Genomic DNA, 17,753 nt, shown 5'->3' with positions numbered 1-17,753 from the left:
CTTCAGACGCCGGAGGGTGGCCGGTTATTGATCGGAATGCTGGCCGGCTTCATCCCGGAATGGTGGCCGACTTCAAATCGGAATACCCGGCCGGTTTGAATCGGAATCCGCACGCGGGCGACGGGGGCCTTCGGGTCGTCCTCAACGGCCTCAGGAAACGCTCGTTCTCTGCGCCGCCGCCGAACGACTGCTCGCCCGCGCAGTTCGAGGCGTTGAGAGAGGCCGTCGAGTGGTTGCTGGTGCCTGCGCGCGACGCGGAAGCGCGGCACCAGATGCTCCTGCGGCGCTTAGAGCCGCTTATCGGCGACAAGCTGACTGGGGACTGGTGGAGTGCCGTGTCGCCGCATCTGAGGGAGGCGCTCTCGGGAGCTCGGACCGAGTACCGCGTTTTCGTGACCTCGAAATCCGCCGATTTGCTGAAAACGATGACCGAGGTGCGCAAGGGCGTTGCCGAGGACGTCGACAGGATCGTCGTGAGGACGAACCGGATGTCGCAAGCCTTCATTGGCGGCCTGGGTGTCTTGGCTGTGGGCCTTGGCGTAAGGATCGCTACCTCGGCGAGTTCGTCTGCCGGGACGGTTTCCACACTCCTCTTCTGCGCGGTGGTCCTCTTCGTGACGTGGTCGGGTCTGCGCCTCAATGAGCTTGTGGCCACCCGCTCCCTGATCTCCGACCTTCGCCATCTTCGGCGTTGGCACTCCAAGCTGCACCAAAGCCTGACTAGAGCTGAGTACATGAGCTTAGCGGTGTCTCCGGTGATAGAGGCCGTCAAGCTCTACAACGAAACCCGCCGCCGGACGCAGCAGGCCTTCAACGTCGCCGCATTGATTTTCGCGCTGTTGGTCATGGCAGTCCCGCTGTTACACGGCCGCTGACTTGACTCCTGCTGCGAAGCGCTACCGATCGCCTATCGCACGCGATTGCGCTTCACGTGGCGGTTGCCGATCCCCGAGCTTGTTGTAGCCGGTGAGGGTGCGCGCGAAGCCGTGCTCGGGCGCGAACACTCAGAGGTTGGACGTGACCCCATATGCCCACTGCGGATCAGGCACTACCTAGTGGCCTTCATCACTGCGGGCGGCTTGTCACACATGGTGACTGACCGGATTCAGCGGATGAAACCGTGCAAAAATCAGGCGCACTCGCACCTGCTCTACGCGCTCCCTGCTTCATAAGCACCGCTACTAGGTCTACGGCAACACGCACTTTCCCTTCTCTGACACGAACAACCTCGCGATCGCCGATCAGGTCGCGCAGTTTCTGGCCGAGAAAGACCTGGACTGATCCCGCGACGCACCCGACCTCCGCGCGTCGACCAGGGCTTCCGTGAGAGAGGCGCGAACGCCGGGGAGAGGATGGCGAGAGTGATGCCCGAGACGTGGATGAGCCCAGCGCTGTCCAGACCGGCCACCAACGCAGCGACGTCGTCCGCCAGTCCCCGCGCGGCGGAGTTCTTCCGCCAGTAGTGGAACGTCCGCTCATAGCCGTCGAGCTCGATGACGTAGAGGCCCATTTGACGCACGGTGTCCCTTTGGACACCGGATACGTCGAGGCCGTCCGCGGCCGCGTCGGTGACAAAGAGGTCGGAGAGGGGATCGCACCCGACCCGGGTAACGAAGCTCACTTCCGCACGGCGGCCGAGGAGCTGCGCCATGTGCCACGCGGTGTTGAACGTGTCGCCAGCGAAGCCGCGTCGGTAGAGGCCGTCCACGATGGGTGCCATCTCGAGCATGGCTTCGCCGATGGCAACCACCCTTTGTGCATTCGGTCACCCATCGACCGTGGTCCTGCGGTCCCCGGAGGAGAATATCCTGCCCGTCAACCAGTCGGGCCAGTTCCGTTCGAAGAACGAGCGCGCGCTCTCGTCGAACGTTCGGTTGCCCCGCGTCGACACGCACATCTCGTCGCCGCTCATTTGCACGACGATCTGCTCCTCGCGCTGTGCATCACGCTCCTTGCGGAAGCGGCAATTCTCCACGGGGCCAGTCCTTGCGAGCGGAAGGGATTCGCCCGTCGGGTCGCAGATCGCGCGGGCACCGCGGCTGCCGCCGCCGTCCTGTACAAAGGTGTCCAGCGCGGTCAGCACCGCTTCTGACGCAAGGGCCATCTGGCGCCACTGGAGCGCCCTCCCAGCCTCCGCTGGGCGACCGTAGGCGATCCCCTCCGCACGTATGCGGGCGTTGAGTGCCCGGGCTTCCGAAAGAGCCGTTCCTACGTCGGCCGCCTCGCAAATCATGCCGGCCTTGTCGCTCATCCGATCCTGAACTTCAGCCCTAACGGATCGGACAGACAGCGAGCTTTCGGAACGAAGTGTTGAGTGGACCCCTGCCACTGCGTCTCCGACGACACCCGCGAAACCGATCGTTTCCGTGCTCTCTGGGCGAGACTGGGACGTGAGGTGCTCCGCGGCGCGAGTACCGAAGACTTGGCCCGCGTTGAGGGCGGCGCCGCCCGGTCGCGTGATGCCGTGCGTGCCCGCGGCCTCGCCGACCGCGTAGCAGCCGGAAAGCGACGTTCGGCCCCAAGTGTCGACCTTAATGCCACCGTTCATGTGCTGGTTGTTCACCGCGAACTCCAGCGGCTCACGGGCGACGTCGATCTTGTAGCGTCGGTAAAGCTCGATCGCGAGCGGGTTCATGTGGCGCAGGCGGTCGATCGGCAGGTCTTGGTCCGCCCCGGCATTGACGAGGTAGCGTTGCACGTCGTCGTCCAGGCGATCGAGCGAGAACGGCAGGTCCCCGTCGACGGGGAGCGGGTTCCTGAGGAAGTCCATGAACACGCGGCGCCCAGCGGCCGACTCGCGGAAGATCGCGAGGTCGACGAGGCTCGACCCGAAATCCAACATCCGCGTTGCGTGGAAGGGCCACTGGTATCCCTTGCGGAACACGTTCGCGGCCAGTTCCTGAGTGGTGCGGTAGTAGTCGGCGAGGAAATGGTATTCGTTGCCGTCCGCGTCTACCGAGTAGATGTGCGGGATGACCTGCACGTAGGTACCCGACAGGTTCCACGGGAAGCCTTCCCGCCGTGTCCCGATCCCGAACTGACTTTCCGTCAGGTTGACCAGCTCGATCCCGGCCTCAAGGGCTAGTCCGAGTGAACCGAAGCAGCCGTTCGGGTAGACGCTGTCGCGGTAGAGTTCCCCCGGTCCCCCAGCCGCGAGCACGACGGTGTCGCTCCGGAATACCGCAAGGCCAAGCGGGTTCGCTTCCGTGCGGTCGGCCGCGCGCAGCGCAAGCACGCCCGCCACCCTCCGATCGTCCCCGGAGCCAACCACGAGGATGTGAACTGCGGTGGTGTGGTTGCGGATCGGCACCCCAAGCCGGATCGCCTCCTCCGCGAGCACCTTGACCATCAGCCGGGAGGTGCGCGGGCCGCAGCTCGTAGCCCTGCCGACCTCGTCGTGGTCGGTCTGATAGCGCAGGGTGCCGCCTAGGGAATCCTGAGGCAGGGGAAGGCCAAGGTACTGAAGCGAAGCCATCATGCGTGCCGAGCCGACAGCCTCAACGTAGGCCGTGTCCTCGTCCATGGCCCCTCCCGCCCGCAGGGCGCGGGCCATGGCCGCGAAGTTGTCGCCCGCGTTCGCAGTGTTCGCCGTGTGAAGCGTCTGCTTGTCTGAGCCCGAGCAGGCGGATGTTCCGCCCCAAGCGCTCTGGCTGAGCACGGAGACGTCGATGCCCCGCCGCTTTGCCTCTACCGCCGCACGTAGCCCCGCCGCTCCCGAGCCGACAACGACGCAGGCATTGCGGTACAGCGGCATCTTGAAGCCGCCGATGGCGATCGTGTCCGTGGCCGCAGCCTCAGCGGGGAGTTTCGGCATGTCGACGTCCGTCAGGACGTCAAGGATGGGTTGCGGGACTTCAAGGGCCATGGGGGGACCTTTCAGGCGGGCGCCCCGTGCGGGCGGGCCGATTTGGTTCGAGGGTGACGAAGAAGCCAGCGTTCGCGGCTGGACCGGAACCTCAGGCTTGGGCTGCAAGCTCCCGGGCGCCGCAGCTCTCGCGGACGACGAGTCGGACGGAGGTCATGATGGCTTCGGATGAAACGTTGCCAGCGGCGATCTGCTTGAGAAGGAGTTGCCCGGCCCGGCGGCCCATAGCCTGCGGATCGACCGAAACCGTCGTCAGCGCGGGTACGGCGCTGCGGGCCTCGATGACGTCGTCGAACCCGACGATGGCAAAGTCACGACCGGGTTCGAGGCGGTGCCACCGCAGGCCATCGCAGGCACCGAACGCTACCGCGTCGTTGAAGCACACCGCTGCCGTGGGGCGGTCAGTCACGGCAAGCGCGCGAGCAATGGCCTCCGCTCCGCCCGCGCGGGAGGGGGCAGCCGGAACGACCAACGAGCCGTCGAATCCAAAACCCGCTGTAGTCACGGCGGAGCGGTATCCCAACAACCGTTCATGAAAAACGGCCGTGTCCTGAAAGCCGCCGAGAAACGAGATACGGCGATGTCCGAGCGAGGACAGGTGCCGCACTGCGCTCGCGACCCCGCTTGGATTGTCGGCGACCACGGAGGAGAGCTTTCCGCCCGGGAGGCTGCGGACCACGACGACCACGGGGATACCAGCCTCGACGAGCGGCGCGAAGTCCGCTGCATCCGTCCCACGTGCCGGCGAGACTAGAAGGCCGGAGATGCCATGCTCACGCATGGAGGCCACCACTTCGCGCTGACGGTCGATGCTTTCGCTCGTGTTCGAAAGGAACTGCACAAAGCCAGCGGATTGGACGACCATGTCGACGCCTACCGCGAGCTCGGCGAAGAAGCCGTTGGTCAGGTCGTTGACGACCACGCCGACAATCCCCGACTTCGAGCCCGTCTGCCTCAGGTTCGCGGCCCCGCGGTTATAGACATACCCGAGCTCACTCATGATCTCGACGACCTTCGCCCGGGTTGTCCCCTTCACGAGGGGCGAGCCTTGCAGCACCAACGACACGGTCGACTTCGAGACGCCTGCCGCCTCTGCAATGTCGATAACGGTGACCCGCGGCCGACGCATCCTGTTCTCCCGGTTCCAATTCGTGCATAAATGATGGAACGATCCAAATCAGTCAAGTGGTTTGGATCGGTGTCCGACGAAATGGGGCCGTCATTAGTGACGGTCCGCAATTCGACAACCAGCAATTTACCAGCTTGCACCTGCGGGGAACACCGTCGGACGACGGCGCCGGGTCGCGCTCCGTCAAAGGCCTGGTACGCGGCGGGGATGTGCGGAGACCCGTGGAAGGACAACGAAATGATCATACGCCAAGCGCTCTTCGAAGGAGAAATTCACCTTGAAAAGGAGCAAGCGCTTCGGGACTACGCCGAAACGAAGTTGGTACCGATGTGGCTGCGATTCCCGACGCTGATGCAGGTGGGGATCCTGTACGGGATCGAGTCTGACGAAGAGGCTCCCACTTTCCCGATGATTCTATCGACCCTCTACGGCAGCCGGGAGGATCTCAAGGTCGCCGTGGCGTCAGATGTGCGGCACGAGAGCCGATAGATGACGAGGGGCCTGCTTGAGATGTTCGACGGTCGCATCCAACATCACGTGCTTGAACTCGCGATCGACGATCAGCCTTGACGGTGAAATGGCTCGGTTCTGCGGCGGACACGTCCGTAAGCAGAGTTGACAACCAATTGCGAATATGTTGGAACGTTCCAAATTCATGAGGGCGGGAGGCCTCGGATCGACGCTAGGGCCCGGCGCTGTCCGGGTTCCATCCGACATGATGTCTGAATGCCCGATCCGACCCTCTGCCCAAAAGGCTCGATCGCCGCCGGAGTCCGGCGGCATTGTAGGCGGGTTCTGAACGACGCTACGAAACCTGATTGGTGAAACGATGAGCAAGCGCATCACTGCCAAAGCGGCCGCAAGTCTTATCGAGGACGGCTCGGTCGTGACCGTGTCGTCGTCGTCCGGCCTCGGTTGCCCCGACGCGGTCCTGGCGGCGATCGGCGAGCGGTTCGAGTCGTCCGGGCATCCTCGTGCCCTGACGACGCTCCATCCCATCGCAGCGGGCGACATGTACGGCATCCGCGGCATCGACCACCTTGCGAAGCCGGGCCTCCTGAAGCGCACGATCTGCGGTTCCTACCCGTCCGGTCCCTCGACCAGCGAGCCGCCGGCGATCTGGCGGATGATCGGCGAGAACGCCGTCGAGGCCTACAACATCCCCTCGGGTATTCTGTTCGACATGCACCGCGAGGCGGCCGCCGGGCGTCCAGGCGTCCTCACCAAGGTTGGTCTCGAGACGTTCGTCGACCCGCGCCAGTTCGGCTGCGCGATGAACGACAACAAGGGCGAGCCAGTGGTGCGCGTCGAGAACTTCGCTGGGGAAGAATGGCTGTTCTTCCCCGCGATCCGACCGAACGTCGCAATCATCCGGGCGACCAGCGCCGACGAGCGAGGCAACCTCACCTTCGAGCACGAGGGAGCCTTCCTCGGTGCGCTCGAGCAGGCGATGGCTGCCCACAACAACGGCGGCGTCGTAATCGCGCAGGTGAAGCGCGAAGTTAAGTCTGGGACGCTGTCTCCCCAGGACGTGCGTGTGCCGGGCATCCTCGTCGACTACGTCGTGGTCGCGTCCGATCAGATGCAGACGACGCAGACCGCCTACGATCCGGCCATCTCCGGGGAGGTGTTCCATCCCCTCTCGCACTTCGAGCTAGCCGACTTTGGCATCCAGAAGGCAATCGCCCGACGCGTCGCTCAGGAGCTCGCCGACGGCACCGCCGTCAACCTCGGTTTCGGAATCTCGGCCAACGTCCCGCGCATCCTCTTGGAGGAAGGGCTGCACGGAGCGGTGACCTGGGTGATCGAGCAGGGTGCAGTGGGCGGCGTCCCACTCCTGGACTTCGCTTTCGGCTGCTCATCCAACGCCGAGGCGATCATGCCCTCGACCCACCTCTTCACCTACTTCCAAGCTGGCGGCTTCGACGCCTCGCTCCTGTCCTTCCTTGAGATTGGGCAGGACGGTTCGGTGAACGTCTCGCGCCTCTCGGCCCGTCCGCACGTGACCGCCGGCGCCGGCGGCTTCGTCGACATCACCTCGCATGCCAAGCGCATTGTCTTCTCGGGTCTCTTCAAGGCCGGCGCCAAGGTCGGCCTCCATGACGACAAGGTTCAGATCGAGAAGGAGGGCAAGATCAACAAGCTCGTCCGCAACGTCGAGCACGTATCCTTCTCCGGTCCCCGCGCCGTCGCCGCAGGACGAGACATCCTCTACGTAACCGAGCGCTGCGTCATGCGCCTGACCTCGGCGGGAATCGAGGTCACCGAGATCGCGCCCGGCATCGAGCTCGAGCGCGACGTCCTCGCCCACGCCGACTTCCCGTTGCTGGTCTCTCCGAACCTGAAGGTATCGGACGCCGCGCTCTACCGCGACGAGCCGATGGGACTGCACCTGCACCCAGGCAAGCCGCGTCAGGTGCCGGAGGAGGCCGCCCGTGCCGCTTGACCGCCATTTCGGCAACGAGGGACACGGCGTCCGCGTCGAGGCTGACGGTCGCGTCGCCCGCCTCGTTCTGGCCCGCCCGGCCAAGCTGAACGCGTTGGACCTCGAAATGCTGTCCGCACTCTACGCCGCGCTCGACGCGGTCGACGCGGAGCCCGGGTTGGCGGCGATGCTGATCTTGGGGGAGGGGCGCGGCTTCTGCGCCGGCGGCGACATCACCGCATGGTCGGGAATGACTCCGACCGCCTTCGCGGAGGACTGGGTACGGCGAGGACATCGCGTTTTCGACCGCTTGGCACGCTCGCGGCTGCCGACGATCGCGGTGCTCGACGGTCACGCGCTCGGTGGCGGCTTCGAGTTCGCGGCCTGCGCCGACTTCCGAGTGGCAGAACGCCACGTCAAGGTCGGGCTGCCGGAGACGTCGATCGGCGTCGTGCCGGGTTGGTCCGGCACGCAGCGCGCAGTCCGCCGGTTCGGTGCGCAGATTGTCAGGCGCATGGCGATCGGCGGCGACGTCCTGACGGCAGAGGAGGCGCTCGCTGCCGGACTGGTCGACCGGGTGGTCGACACGGGCTCAGGAACGGCTGCCGCCGTTGAATGGGCAGACCGTATCGCCTCGCGCAGCCCGGCGGCCACCCGCGTCGCCAAGGCTCTGCTGTCGGTCGCCGAGGGTGAGGAAGCGTCGGGTGCCGTCGAGGCCCTTGCCAGCGCCTTCATCGCCACCACCGCCGACTGCGCCGAGGGCGTCGAGAGCTTCCGTGCGAAGCGTCCGCCAGCCTTTACGGGCAACTGAATTTCGATCGAGGGAACGTCATAACCGCACACATCCGCATCGCCACCATCGCCGAGGCTCAGTCGGGCCCGACCGCGTACCAGCTTTTCATCGACGGCAAATGGGTGAACTCGCAGTCCGGGCAGACGATCGATCGGATCTCGACGGCGCACGGCGTCGCGGTGAGCACATACCAACGCGGTAACCCAGAGGACGTCCTCGCGGCTGTTGCGGCTGCCCGGAAGGCATTCGACTACGGGCCTTGGCCTAGAATGACGGGCGCGGCACGCGCAAAGCTCCTCTTGGAGGTGGCAGCGAAGATCGAAAGGCATCCGCCTGCTCCGGCCCCGACGGCCATCGCAACGGAGCCGACGATGCCCAGTGCTTTTCCCTTCCACGGCCTGTGCGCCTTTCCGATCACGCCTGCCGACGAACACGGGTGCGTCGATGTCGAGATGCTCGCGAGGCTGTTGGACCGCCTGTGCGAGGCGGGCGTCGACTCGATCGGCCTCCTCGGCTCGACGGGCACCTACGCTTACCTGGCACGGGACGAGCGGCTGCGGGCGGTCGAAGCCGCGGTGGAGTGCGTACGAGGGCGCGTGCCGCTCGTCGTCGGTGTCGGGGCGCTCCGCACGGATTGGGCGCGGGATCTTGCCCGGGACGCCGAGGCCGCAGGCGCCGACGCGCTGCTCATGGCGCCGGTTTCCTACACGCCACTGACGCAGGAAGAAGCCTACGAGCACTACCGGGCCGTGACGGACACATCCGGCTTGCCGCTCTGCCTCTACAACAATCCCGGTACCACCCACTTCACCTTTGGCCTCGATCTCCTAGAGCGGCTCTCCCGCCTCTCGACGATCCGGGCGGTGAAGATGCCGTTGCCTTCGGACGGCGATTACGGAATCGAGATCGCCACCCTGCGCAACCGGACGGAGCTTGCGGTCGGCTACAGCGGCGACTGGGGTACTGCGGATGCGCTACTGGCTGGGGCGGATGCCTTCTACAGCGTCCTCGGCGGCACGCTGCCCACTCCAATCGTTGCCCTCGCACGCGCCGCGAAGGACGGCGATGCTGAGGAGGCGCGTCGCGCCGATGCCGAGCTGTCGCCGCTTTGGGAGACTTTCAATACCTTCGGGAGCCTACGCGTCATGTACGTGCTCCTCGACCTGCTTGATCTCGGAAAAATGGCGCCGCCGCCACCGATCCTGCCGCTTGGGACAGAGGCGCAGGCACGAGTTCGGGCGGCCGTTGAACCTCTCCTGGCGCACAGGTGGAGCTGAGACTCCTATGTCGTCAGATAGGGTAGCTAATGACTGCTTTGGGAGAGGGCGGACGGTGACTTGCGCGTCTGCCGAGGGCGAAACCTGCCATCTGACCCAACCAGCAAATTACCTGTTGACGCCGGAAGGTGAAGTTCGCTATTTGTTCACTCATGAGCCCGCACCTGTACGATCACCCCCAGCCGAAGCGCTTTCAGCGCATGGCGGTCGCGCGCGCCACGTTCACCCTCATATCGATACGCTGATCTTCCGACCTTCATGAGGTTAGCGGACGCGAGGCCATGCCCGTCCGCGACGGATAGGCGTGCCGTGCACCAGCTTCCTTCCAATGACATCCCAGTTATCCCGCAGGGTCGCAATACGTCCGCTGGAGGACGCCGGTCACCCCGCTTCGCTCCCTCGCAGACGATCCGGTGCGTCGGGGAGCAACGCTTCCGGACACAGTCCGTCCGAGACGCGGGTTGTCTTCTCGACGTCGACCCGCGCGTTCTGTCCTGGACGTGTGGACCATCACCACTGTCCCAGAGTGGCAGCACGTTCCTTCCGGATTTCGAGGTGGTTTGCGAGACCGCAGTCGAGCTTGTCGCGGTCATCGAAGACGGCGAGCGTGTCCCGGATTGGGCGATCGCGGTGGCCGCAACCCGGGGCATGCCGATCTGGTCCGTGCAGACGTCTGAACTCGCGGGCGTCCGACTCGAGAACGCGCGCGAGATCCTGCGCCACGCCAACTGGCGGGTAACCCTCTCCGACCGCGTCCGTCTCCTGGCGGCGCTCGATCAAGAGGGCAGCCTGCCGCTCGTGGAGGCCATGACGACCATCCGCAACGCAGGCGATCCCATAGCCGCGATCGCCGCGCTGGCGGGACTGACCCGCCATCAATTCAGACCCTCTTCCGAAAACCGCGCGGCGCGCCTTGGCGACCCACGAATGAGAACCTGTGTCATGACCATCCAGATCACTCGCTCCGGCGATTTCCTCCAACTCGACGAACACCTCGAACGTGTTCGACGTCTCGCTGCCGATCTCGAGAACCTCAAGAAGGGTCGGCATCCCGATCCCGCCGTCATCCAGGGATCGCCATACATCCACCAATGGGTTCTCGACACCCGCCCGGTGCCTTGCCTGCGTGGCTACATCGACGGTCATCCCGACGTCCGCGCCGGTCGCATGGCCCTGACATCTGACCTGTGGGTGTGGGCACCCGACCACGGCTACGCGCGAACGCTGAGCCGCTGGTACAGGCTCGGAGTGGAGGGCAACGCGTTCGAGGGGAGCGGACGTCGATGATCACCCGTTACCTTTTCGAGGAAAAGCAACGTATCGACGCCAGGAAGAGTCGCGTCCGCCGCGCCCCCCTGGCGCCCTCCGCCATGATCGCTCGGGGGCTGATCGTCCGCGCGCTTCGCCGGGCGGGCCTCCACCATGTGCTGCACAACTTGCCGTGCACCATCGGAATCGTCGGCGTCGACGCGGGGGCGGTCACCTCGATCACATACGGAGCGCGCGACATCCTCGGCGCCTGGGTCGTCGGCAGCCTTGGCCACGACGTCTCTATCTATGACCGCACCGGGAGCCGCCGGAGGAACCTGGACAAAGACATCCGGTCGCTCATCGTCGAAGCCGCGAAAGGTGGCGACCGTAGCGCCGTCCTGCTCGGAGCCATGGATGACGTCTCCCCGGCGTTCGCCGCCTCGGCCGAGGGCATCGTGGTGCTCGAGCCGGTGGATCGTGCCCTCGTCAAGGCCGCCTTCATGGTGACCGCCAAGCGGGCGCCTGGTCCGGAAGGGCTCGATCTCGTCACGTCGCTGCCCCTCGACTTGATCGACAGCGTCATTGCCCCACGGCGTAGCGTCGAGAGGAGCCTCGGCATCGCAAAGCGGCTGCTGGCGGCGGTGCGGAGCGAGGATCACCCGGTCGAGGATGCAGCCGAGGTTCCTGAGGAACTTGCCGACGGCCCGCGGCTGGAGGATCTATCGGGGCTTGGCGAGGTCGGCGAGTGGGGCAACGATCTGGTCCGGGATCTCGATGACTACCGGAGTGGCACGATCCCCTGGTCCGACGTCGACCGCGGTGCACTCGTCGCAGGTGTCCCGGGTGTCGGCAAGACGATGTTCGCAGGGGCGCTGGCACGGTCCTGCGGGATCCCCCCCACATCCACTCCTGCGCGAGCTGGCAGGCGCGCGGGCATCTCGGCGATCTCCTCAAGCCGATGACGAGGGCGTTCGACGAGGCGCGCCGCGCCGCCCCCTGCATTTTCTTCCTCGACGAGATGGACTCCTTCGGCTCGCGTACCGATCCGGGCGATCGCTATGCCGCCTACTCCCGGCAGGTCATCGACGGCCTGCTGGAGCAATTGGACGGCGCGAAGGGCCGAGAGGGCGTCGTAGTTGTCGGCGCAACCAACCATGCGAACTTGATCGACGAGGCCATCTTGCGGCCGGGGCGACTGGAGCGAGTGCTCGTCATCAAACACCCTGACTGCACGGCGCGCGTGGGCATCCTACGGCACCATCTCCGGGGCGCGTTGGAGACGGCGGACTTGCGCCCGGTGGCAGAGCGCATCGGGGGAACGACAGGTGCGGAAATCGAGCTGATGGTTCGCGACGCTCGCCGGCGAGCTCGCAAGAGGCGTGAGAAGATGAAGCTCGCCGACATCGAGGCGAGCGCCCCGTCCACGGAAGAATGTTCCGACGCCCTCTTCCGTCGCGTCTGCGTGCACGAGGCAGGCCATCTGGTCGTGGGCGCATTGCTGGCCGACGTCTCCGGCAGTGACCCGACCGAGGCAAAGGTTGATCGTCGGCTCTTCGTCGGTGCGCATAGTTTCACAACGTTCGTGCGGCGACCAGGTTTTGATGTGACCCGGGACAGCTTCCTTGCCGAGATCGCCTGCCTGCTGGCAGGGCTGGCCGCAGAGGAGGAAATCTTGAAAAGCCGCGGAACCGGCGCGGGCGGTGAGAATGCGTGTGACCTTCGGTCGGCGACGGAACTTGCCACTGCCATGGAGGTCTCCCACGGTCTAGGAGATGCGCTACTGCACCGCGCGAAGGCGCGGAAGCGTCTTGACGCTCTGCTGGACGATGACCGTGACCTGCGGCGCCGCGTTGGCCGGATCCTCGACGAATGCTTCCGTCGTGCACGTGAACTTGTCGCGTCCGATCGACATGCGGTCGAACGTGTGGCGGGAGAACTTGCGAGCGCCGGGGTGTCGCGTTGGCCAGCCGGGTCGACGTCGAGGCCGTCGCTTCAACTCTTTGAGGGGGCGGGCGATCCGTGGCCGACGAGCCTGCGTTCGAAGACTTTCCCTGATCTTAATGTACTTCGGATTTGAAAGTAAAAATGGGTGTTATTAACTTGCTCAAGGATTCATTTTAACCATTTCATATTGTTGACAAAGGGGCGGGCCGCGCGGCTTGCTCAAACGGTTCTTTGCTGCACAAGGTTTCGCGCTCGTCGCTGTGAAACGAATGCTTAAGGTCCGAATGGGATGGTTGGTCTTCGGCAATGCCGATCAACCTCCGTCCGCTACCATCGCTGGAGCGGTGGATGCTGACCGAGGATCGATGTTGAGAGGTCGGACCGGGGAAGGCGGTAGCAGCCGCGAGCCCCGATCCGACCCAACCGAACCGCATTAGAGCGGACAGTAGCAGACCTCGACGCGCAGGGCAGGACTCACAGCAGGTCCGCGCGTCTCGTAAGCGGGCTTTCGCCCATCGAGAAGACCCCAAACGCGGAGACCGGCTTCACGCACGGTCGGGCGAAGGAGACGCCGTCGATGCTTCCACCATAGCGACAGCTCCCTAACGAAGGCTGAAGGACGCGGTCACTCGCCTCGTCGGCCGGTTCACCTATGGAAGAACGCGAAGCCGTACGACCTCGTCATGCGGCCACGGGAGACCTATGCCGTGCAAGAACACCGAAATTCGGTGCCGGTCGGTGCCTGGCGTGGGGACGACCCGCGCCTTGCCCCCAGCACTTTAGATCTCGAAAGGCGAGAGTTGGCCGACCGACAGTGGGAGGAAGTAGGCCGAATCCGCATCGCGCCCGTCCCGCACCGGAGGAAGCATCCGCCCCTTGCCGACGAGCGGATGCCGCGGCTCTGGAACAAGCCCGGGATGTTCCCGTCCTTCAAGTCCGGCGGCGACGTCCCGTTCTGGGGTCCCCTACAGCGGGAGTTCCTCGTGCTGATGGAGGGCGACCGGCGCGTCAGGTCGATCCTTACGAGGGCCGCGTCCTTCGATTGGTGGGACGGCGAGACGATGCACGCGCACGTTCCCGACTTCCTTCTGTCGGGAAATGGAGCCCGTACAATGGTCGACGTCGAGCCCTTGCGCGCCACGAAGGGGCATCTCGCGCGTCTCAAATTCCTCCAGTTGCGGGCCGCCTGCAAGACGGAGGGCTTCGGGTACCGCGTTGTCACCGACGATTGGATCAGGAGGCAGCCCCGACTGACCAACAACGAGATGGTCTGCGGCAACATGGGATGGAACATCCCTGAAGCCGATCTCAATCTTCTGCGGCGGTGCGCCCGACGCATCGGGGCGATCTGCCCCGCTGACATCGTGGCGATCGGCCTGTTGAGCGAGGGAAGGGCAATGGCGGCAGCCCTCAACCTTGTCTGGAGGGCGGAGCTTCGGGTCGACATGGGGCGGCGCATTACGGCCGAGACGCTGTTTCGGGAGGCCCGGCCGTGAGGGTGACGCCGATCCAAATGCCGGACGGCGCACGCTACGCCGTGGACGGCGTTGAGTACGAGGTGACTGGTCGATCGGTGAAGACCCCGGGTTACAAGGTCGTCGCTTTGGAGACCGACAAGGCTGACACCCATCTCGACACTTTCATCGAGCAGGCGGTCTTTGACCGACGGATCGTCTACAGGGGGAAGGTCGAAGGGATTGGCGAGGGGGCTTCTGAGAATCGTGCACTGAGCTGGATGGAAATCCCGGAAGACAATCTGCCCGCCGTCGCCTTCCGCATGCAGCACATGATGGCCTTGCGTGCGGCAGGCGACCGTCTTGCCAAGTCCCGCGACCCCGTTCGCGCCGCGGTAAAGGATGTCCCGCCGGACGAGAATGGATGGACACCCTGCGCGTCTACGGTGCTTGAATGGCGCAGGCGGTTCGAGGTCGGCGGTGGTGACCCGAAAGACCTGAGGCGCCTCGACCACAAGAAGGGAAACAGGACGCCCCGCAAGCCGGACTTCGTCGTCGCCGCCATCGAGCGGGCGCTCGACGAGTGCAGGCTGATGAGACGCGGCGTCCTTCCGCACATCCGCACGACTGCCATCGGCTACGCCAAGGCGACCGTCCCGAATGACCTCAGCCCATACGTGCGGGTCAAGACGGGCAAGGACGGCAGGGACACGATCGAGTCCCTCATCCCTAGGGTGGGCCGGACCGAGGCAATCGATTGGGAAGCTCTCATTAAGTACGAGAACGTTCGTGACGCCTGGCTACGCCGAACCGGGCTCGACAAGGCGAGCCGCGTCCACGGCTCGCGGAAGGCCAGGCGGATGTTCAAAGCGGTGCTTGCGGGCGCCGTCGTGGACCACGTCTTCCAGCGGGGCGAAGTGGATCATACCCGCCTTCGGTGGCACGTCGTCGATGACGTGCTGATGCTGCCGCTCGGGATTCCCTGGGCGAGCTTCGACATCGACGTGAAGTCGAGGTGCATCGTCGGCACGCACGTGGGGTTCGACCCCCCGTCCGAGGCGGTGAACGCGCAGCTCATGAAGAACGCGATGATGCCGAAGGACCTTTCCTGGATGGGCAAGAGACCCGACGGCCGCCCGTACGTTCACAACAACTACCCGATGTACGGGAAGCAGTGGGACGTCTGGACGGACCAGGGAGCGGACCTGCTTTCGAAGACGTTCAAGGACGCCTGTTACAGGTTGGGCACGAAGCTCAATCCCTTGCCGCCCGGCATGCCGGAGATGAAGCCGTACATCGAGGCCTTCAACCGTCGCCTGAAGGCGAGCGACATCGGCCACATGTTTGCGTGGGCGGAGACGAAACCCCAGAGCAAGGGTCCGAAGAAAACCCGCAAGCAGATCCGCGACACATACGAGATCCTCCTGACTCTGACGGAACTCAGGATCCTGATCACGACGTGGATCGTGGACGGCTACCACCTCGAGCCGCACCACGAACTCGGCGTCTCGCCGCAGGAGTACTGGTTCGAGCACGTCGGGAAGGGCGGGACGCAGTTCCCGCCGGCCGAGGAGGACCTCGTCCTGTTCGTCGGCGGGACCGAAATCCGGTCCGTGCACCCCGTCGGCATCAAGCTCTGGGGTCTCAAGTTCAACTGCGACGAGCTCGGGATTTTCCGCGGGACGCTCTCCGACGAGGACGGCGTCCTAGATGAGGTCACCGTCAAGTACGACCCGGCATGCATCGACCACATCTGGGCGATGAAGCCGGATCCGAACCATCCGGGCCGCTCCCTGGTGGTCAAGGTGCCGTGCACCCGGTTGGACTACGCGCGCGGCCTCAGCCTCCACGCCCATAAGGTCATCTGCCGGTTCGTGAAGGACCGCTCGAAGGTCGGACACCTCTCCATGACACAGCTCATCGACGCCCGGTTGCGGCTGCGCGAGATCGCCAAGGAGATGCTCGCCGAACGGGACCGAAACGGCGGCCGGGTGCGTGTCGCCCGCTACCTAGGTATCGGTCGCAAGTCGCTCGTGCCCGGTCACGACCACTACGACGAGGAAGCCTCGCGCGAGGATCTCGACCTCTTCGACGTGGCCGCCGACGTCGAAGAGATTGCGGACGACGACTTGAAGGGTGCGACCCCGGCGGGCGGGCCCGCGCCCTCGTCCGCGATCCGGTCGAAGGATGCGGCGCCAAAGTCCCGCTCGGTGGAACCGCGCGGGAATTCCGCCCCGAAGGCCAAGACGCGCGACAACGTTTCCGACATGCCCCCCGAGCCGATCGGCACGAAAGCCGGGCGTGAACTTGCCAAACCCATGAAATTCGAGAAGATGGAAAACCTCAATGCCAAGAAGTAAGACGCAGTCCCCGCTGCCACCTCGCACCCCGTCTACCGTTGGGCCGCGCGGCGTCGTGAACTTTCCCCCCGCGATCGCGGCGATGCTCAACTCGCAGGACCCCGCAGGTTCCCAGTCGAAGCAGGCTTTCGTCAAGGAGATCGTTGTTCCCCATCGAAAATTCAAGGAGGCCATCAACGCGATCGCCGAAGTGCACAATGCCGTGGCGCCCAAAGCCATGGTGGATGCCGAGTTCTCGCTGATCTCCGGCCGTTCCCGGGCCGGGAAGAGCACGGCGGTCCGGTACTATGCCGAGACTTTCAAATCGTACGAAACGGTGACAGGAATGAAGTCGCCTGTCGTCTATCTCGAAGCTCCGTCGGAATGCACCGTGCTGTCGCTACTGGACGCCGTTCTGGGAGCGTTGAAAGTGCCTCAGCGCGGGCTGAGGACGCGGGGCGACAAGACGCGAGCCATCATCCACCACCTGCGGGAACAGGAGGTACAGCTCCTGATCGTCGATGAGTACCAGCATTTCATCGACCAGCGGACCAACCGTTTCCAATATGCCGCGGGCAATCTCCTCAAGAGCCTGTTGAACACGAATGCCTGCCAAATGGTCTTCGCCGGGCTGCTGTCGTCTGACAGCGCGATTACGATCAATAGCCAAGCTGAGGGGCGTCTCAATGCGAATTTCGCTGATCGTGAGCGTCGATTTCATTCGATCGTGAGCGCTGATTTCAGACGATCGTGAGCACGCATTTCGCGCGATCATGAGCGGGGCGCTCTGGCCGATTGGTGAGGTTGGTCAGGCGACGTTGGTCTCGTCAAGAGGCCAGGTTCTGGCGTTCTTTTTGCTCATGCTTTCTCCGGTCAGTTGGAGGCGATGAGCATTGTGGACAATACGATCCAGGATTGCATCGCCGAGAGTGGGGTCTCCGATGACGTCGTGCCATGTATCCACCGGGATTTGGCTGGTGACGATGGTGGATGCGCGGCCATGGCGGTCGTCGAGAATCTCGAGGATGTCTCTTCGCTCGGAAGGAGTGAGGACCGAGAGGCCCCAGTCATCCAGGATGAGAAGTTGGACGCGGCCAAGGCTCTTGAGCAATCTTCCATAGCGGCCATCGCCTCGGGCGAGCGCCATGGCCTCGAAGAGGCGGGGCACGCGGTGATAGAGGACGGAGCGGTTGTCGCGGCAGGCCTTATGGCCGATAGCACAGGCAAGCCAACTCTTCCCCAGGCCTGTTGCCCCCGTGACCAGCAAGTTCTCGTG

14 protein-coding genes and 2 pseudogenes are annotated in these 17,753 nt (G+C 64.7%); 12 read left to right on the top strand and 4 right to left on the bottom strand.

From position 1 onward, the window contains the following. On the top strand, window positions 1-875 hold an 875-nt coding region (locus VQ042_RS21530), incomplete at its 5' end, for a hypothetical protein (protein ID WP_442880165.1). A gap of 536 nt (window positions 876-1,411) precedes the next feature. Here VQ042_RS21530 and VQ042_RS26100 read toward each other — a convergent pair. The 3 genes and pseudogenes from VQ042_RS26100 to VQ042_RS21520 form a co-directional block, all read right to left on the bottom strand. Beyond that, window positions 1,412-1,720: pseudogene (locus VQ042_RS26100) on the bottom strand (PfkB family carbohydrate kinase); the annotation flags it as partial. A gap of 45 nt (window positions 1,721-1,765) precedes the next feature. Then, window positions 1,766-3,865: an FAD-binding protein gene (locus VQ042_RS21525; RefSeq protein WP_331822357.1), complete on the bottom strand. Its 2,100-nt coding sequence runs from the start codon at window positions 3,863-3,865 to the stop codon at window positions 1,766-1,768. Window positions 3,866-3,956: 91 nt separating this feature from the next. Beyond that, the gene (locus tag VQ042_RS21520; protein ID WP_331822356.1) at window positions 3,957-4,994 is read right to left on the bottom strand and encodes a LacI family DNA-binding transcriptional regulator; all 1,038 of its coding nucleotides are present in this window, start codon (window positions 4,992-4,994) and stop codon (window positions 3,957-3,959) included. Between the two features lie 237 nt (window positions 4,995-5,231). Here VQ042_RS21520 and VQ042_RS21515 point away from each other — a divergent pair, with 237 nt between their 5' ends. The 11 genes and pseudogenes from VQ042_RS21515 (at window position 5,232) to VQ042_RS21470 (ending at window position 17,231) form a co-directional block, all read left to right on the top strand. After that, window positions 5,232-5,483: a hypothetical protein gene (locus VQ042_RS21515; protein ID WP_331822355.1), complete on the top strand. Its 252-nt coding sequence runs from the start codon at window positions 5,232-5,234 to the stop codon at window positions 5,481-5,483. Window positions 5,484-5,823: 340 nt separating this feature from the next. Next, window positions 5,824-7,440, top strand: coding sequence for an acyl CoA:acetate/3-ketoacid CoA transferase (locus tag VQ042_RS21510; RefSeq protein WP_331822354.1), 1,617 nt, complete (start codon window positions 5,824-5,826; stop codon window positions 7,438-7,440). Beyond that, complete coding sequence (locus VQ042_RS21505) at window positions 7,430-8,230, top strand: enoyl-CoA hydratase/isomerase family protein (RefSeq protein WP_331822353.1); 801 nt, start codon at window positions 7,430-7,432, stop codon at window positions 8,228-8,230. Before VQ042_RS21510 ends, VQ042_RS21505 begins: the two co-directional genes overlap by 11 nt. A gap of 104 nt (window positions 8,231-8,334) precedes the next feature. Beyond that, window positions 8,335-8,529 (top strand): annotated as a pseudogene (locus VQ042_RS26095) (aldehyde dehydrogenase family protein); the annotation flags it as partial. A gap of 54 nt (window positions 8,530-8,583) precedes the next feature. After that, window positions 8,584-9,489: a dihydrodipicolinate synthase family protein gene (locus VQ042_RS21500; protein ID WP_331822352.1), complete on the top strand. Its 906-nt coding sequence runs from the start codon at window positions 8,584-8,586 to the stop codon at window positions 9,487-9,489. A gap of 555 nt (window positions 9,490-10,044) precedes the next feature. Then, entirely contained in the window at window positions 10,045-10,776 is a 732-nt protein-coding gene (locus VQ042_RS21495; protein ID WP_331822351.1) for a hypothetical protein, read from the top strand. Next, a complete protein-coding gene (locus tag VQ042_RS21490) occupies window positions 10,773-11,702 on the top strand; it encodes a hypothetical protein (protein ID WP_331822350.1) in 930 nt (309 codons plus the stop codon). The genes VQ042_RS21495 and VQ042_RS21490 overlap by 4 nt, the downstream gene beginning before the upstream one ends. Continuing rightward, the gene (locus tag VQ042_RS21485; protein WP_331822349.1) at window positions 11,699-12,817 is read left to right on the top strand and encodes an AAA family ATPase; all 1,119 of its coding nucleotides are present in this window, start codon (window positions 11,699-11,701) and stop codon (window positions 12,815-12,817) included. The genes VQ042_RS21490 and VQ042_RS21485 overlap by 4 nt, the downstream gene beginning before the upstream one ends. A 667-nt stretch (window positions 12,818-13,484) precedes the next feature. Then, window positions 13,485-14,180: a hypothetical protein gene (locus VQ042_RS21480; protein WP_331822348.1), complete on the top strand. Its 696-nt coding sequence runs from the start codon at window positions 13,485-13,487 to the stop codon at window positions 14,178-14,180. Next, entirely contained in the window at window positions 14,177-16,498 is a 2,322-nt protein-coding gene (locus tag VQ042_RS21475) for a hypothetical protein (RefSeq protein ID WP_331822347.1), read from the top strand. The genes VQ042_RS21480 and VQ042_RS21475 overlap by 4 nt, the downstream gene beginning before the upstream one ends. Window positions 16,499-16,553: 55 nt before the next feature. Then, window positions 16,554-17,231, top strand: coding sequence for a TniB family NTP-binding protein (locus tag VQ042_RS21470; protein ID WP_331822346.1), 678 nt, complete (start codon window positions 16,554-16,556; stop codon window positions 17,229-17,231). A 54-nt stretch (window positions 17,232-17,285) separates the two neighbouring features. Here VQ042_RS21470 and VQ042_RS21465 read toward each other — a convergent pair. Then, on the bottom strand, window positions 17,286-17,753 hold a 468-nt coding region (locus VQ042_RS21465), incomplete at its 5' end, for an ATP-binding protein (protein ID WP_331822345.1).

The sequence above is a fragment of the Aurantimonas sp. A2-1-M11 genome (assembly GCF_036549475.1).
GTDB lineage: Bacteria > Pseudomonadota > Alphaproteobacteria > Rhizobiales > Rhizobiaceae > Aurantimonas.
The sequence above is the reverse complement of the archived record's forward strand: the minus strand, read 5'-3'. Positions and strand labels throughout refer to the sequence as shown.

What these genes read in the sequence shown, in the direction of transcription:
- VQ042_RS21510 (WP_331822354.1), top strand. Translation starts at nt 5,824, where the DNA reads ATGAGCAAGCGCATCACTGCCAAAGCGGCCGCAAGTCTTATCGAGGAC.
- VQ042_RS21515 (WP_331822355.1), top strand. Translation starts at nt 5,232, where the DNA reads ATGATCATACGCCAAGCGCTCTTCGAAGGAGAAATTCACCTTGAAAAG.
- VQ042_RS21520 (WP_331822356.1), bottom strand. Translation starts at nt 4,994, where the DNA reads ATGCGTCGGCCGCGGGTCACCGTTATCGACATTGCAGAGGCGGCAGGC.
- VQ042_RS21490 (WP_331822350.1), top strand. Translation starts at nt 10,773, where the DNA reads ATGATCACCCGTTACCTTTTCGAGGAAAAGCAACGTATCGACGCCAGG.
- VQ042_RS21485 (WP_331822349.1), top strand. Translation starts at nt 11,699, where the DNA reads ATGACGAGGGCGTTCGACGAGGCGCGCCGCGCCGCCCCCTGCATTTTC.
- VQ042_RS21525 (WP_331822357.1), bottom strand. Translation starts at nt 3,865, where the DNA reads ATGGCCCTTGAAGTCCCGCAACCCATCCTTGACGTCCTGACGGACGTC.
- VQ042_RS21500 (WP_331822352.1), top strand. Translation starts at nt 8,584, where the DNA reads ATGCCCAGTGCTTTTCCCTTCCACGGCCTGTGCGCCTTTCCGATCACG.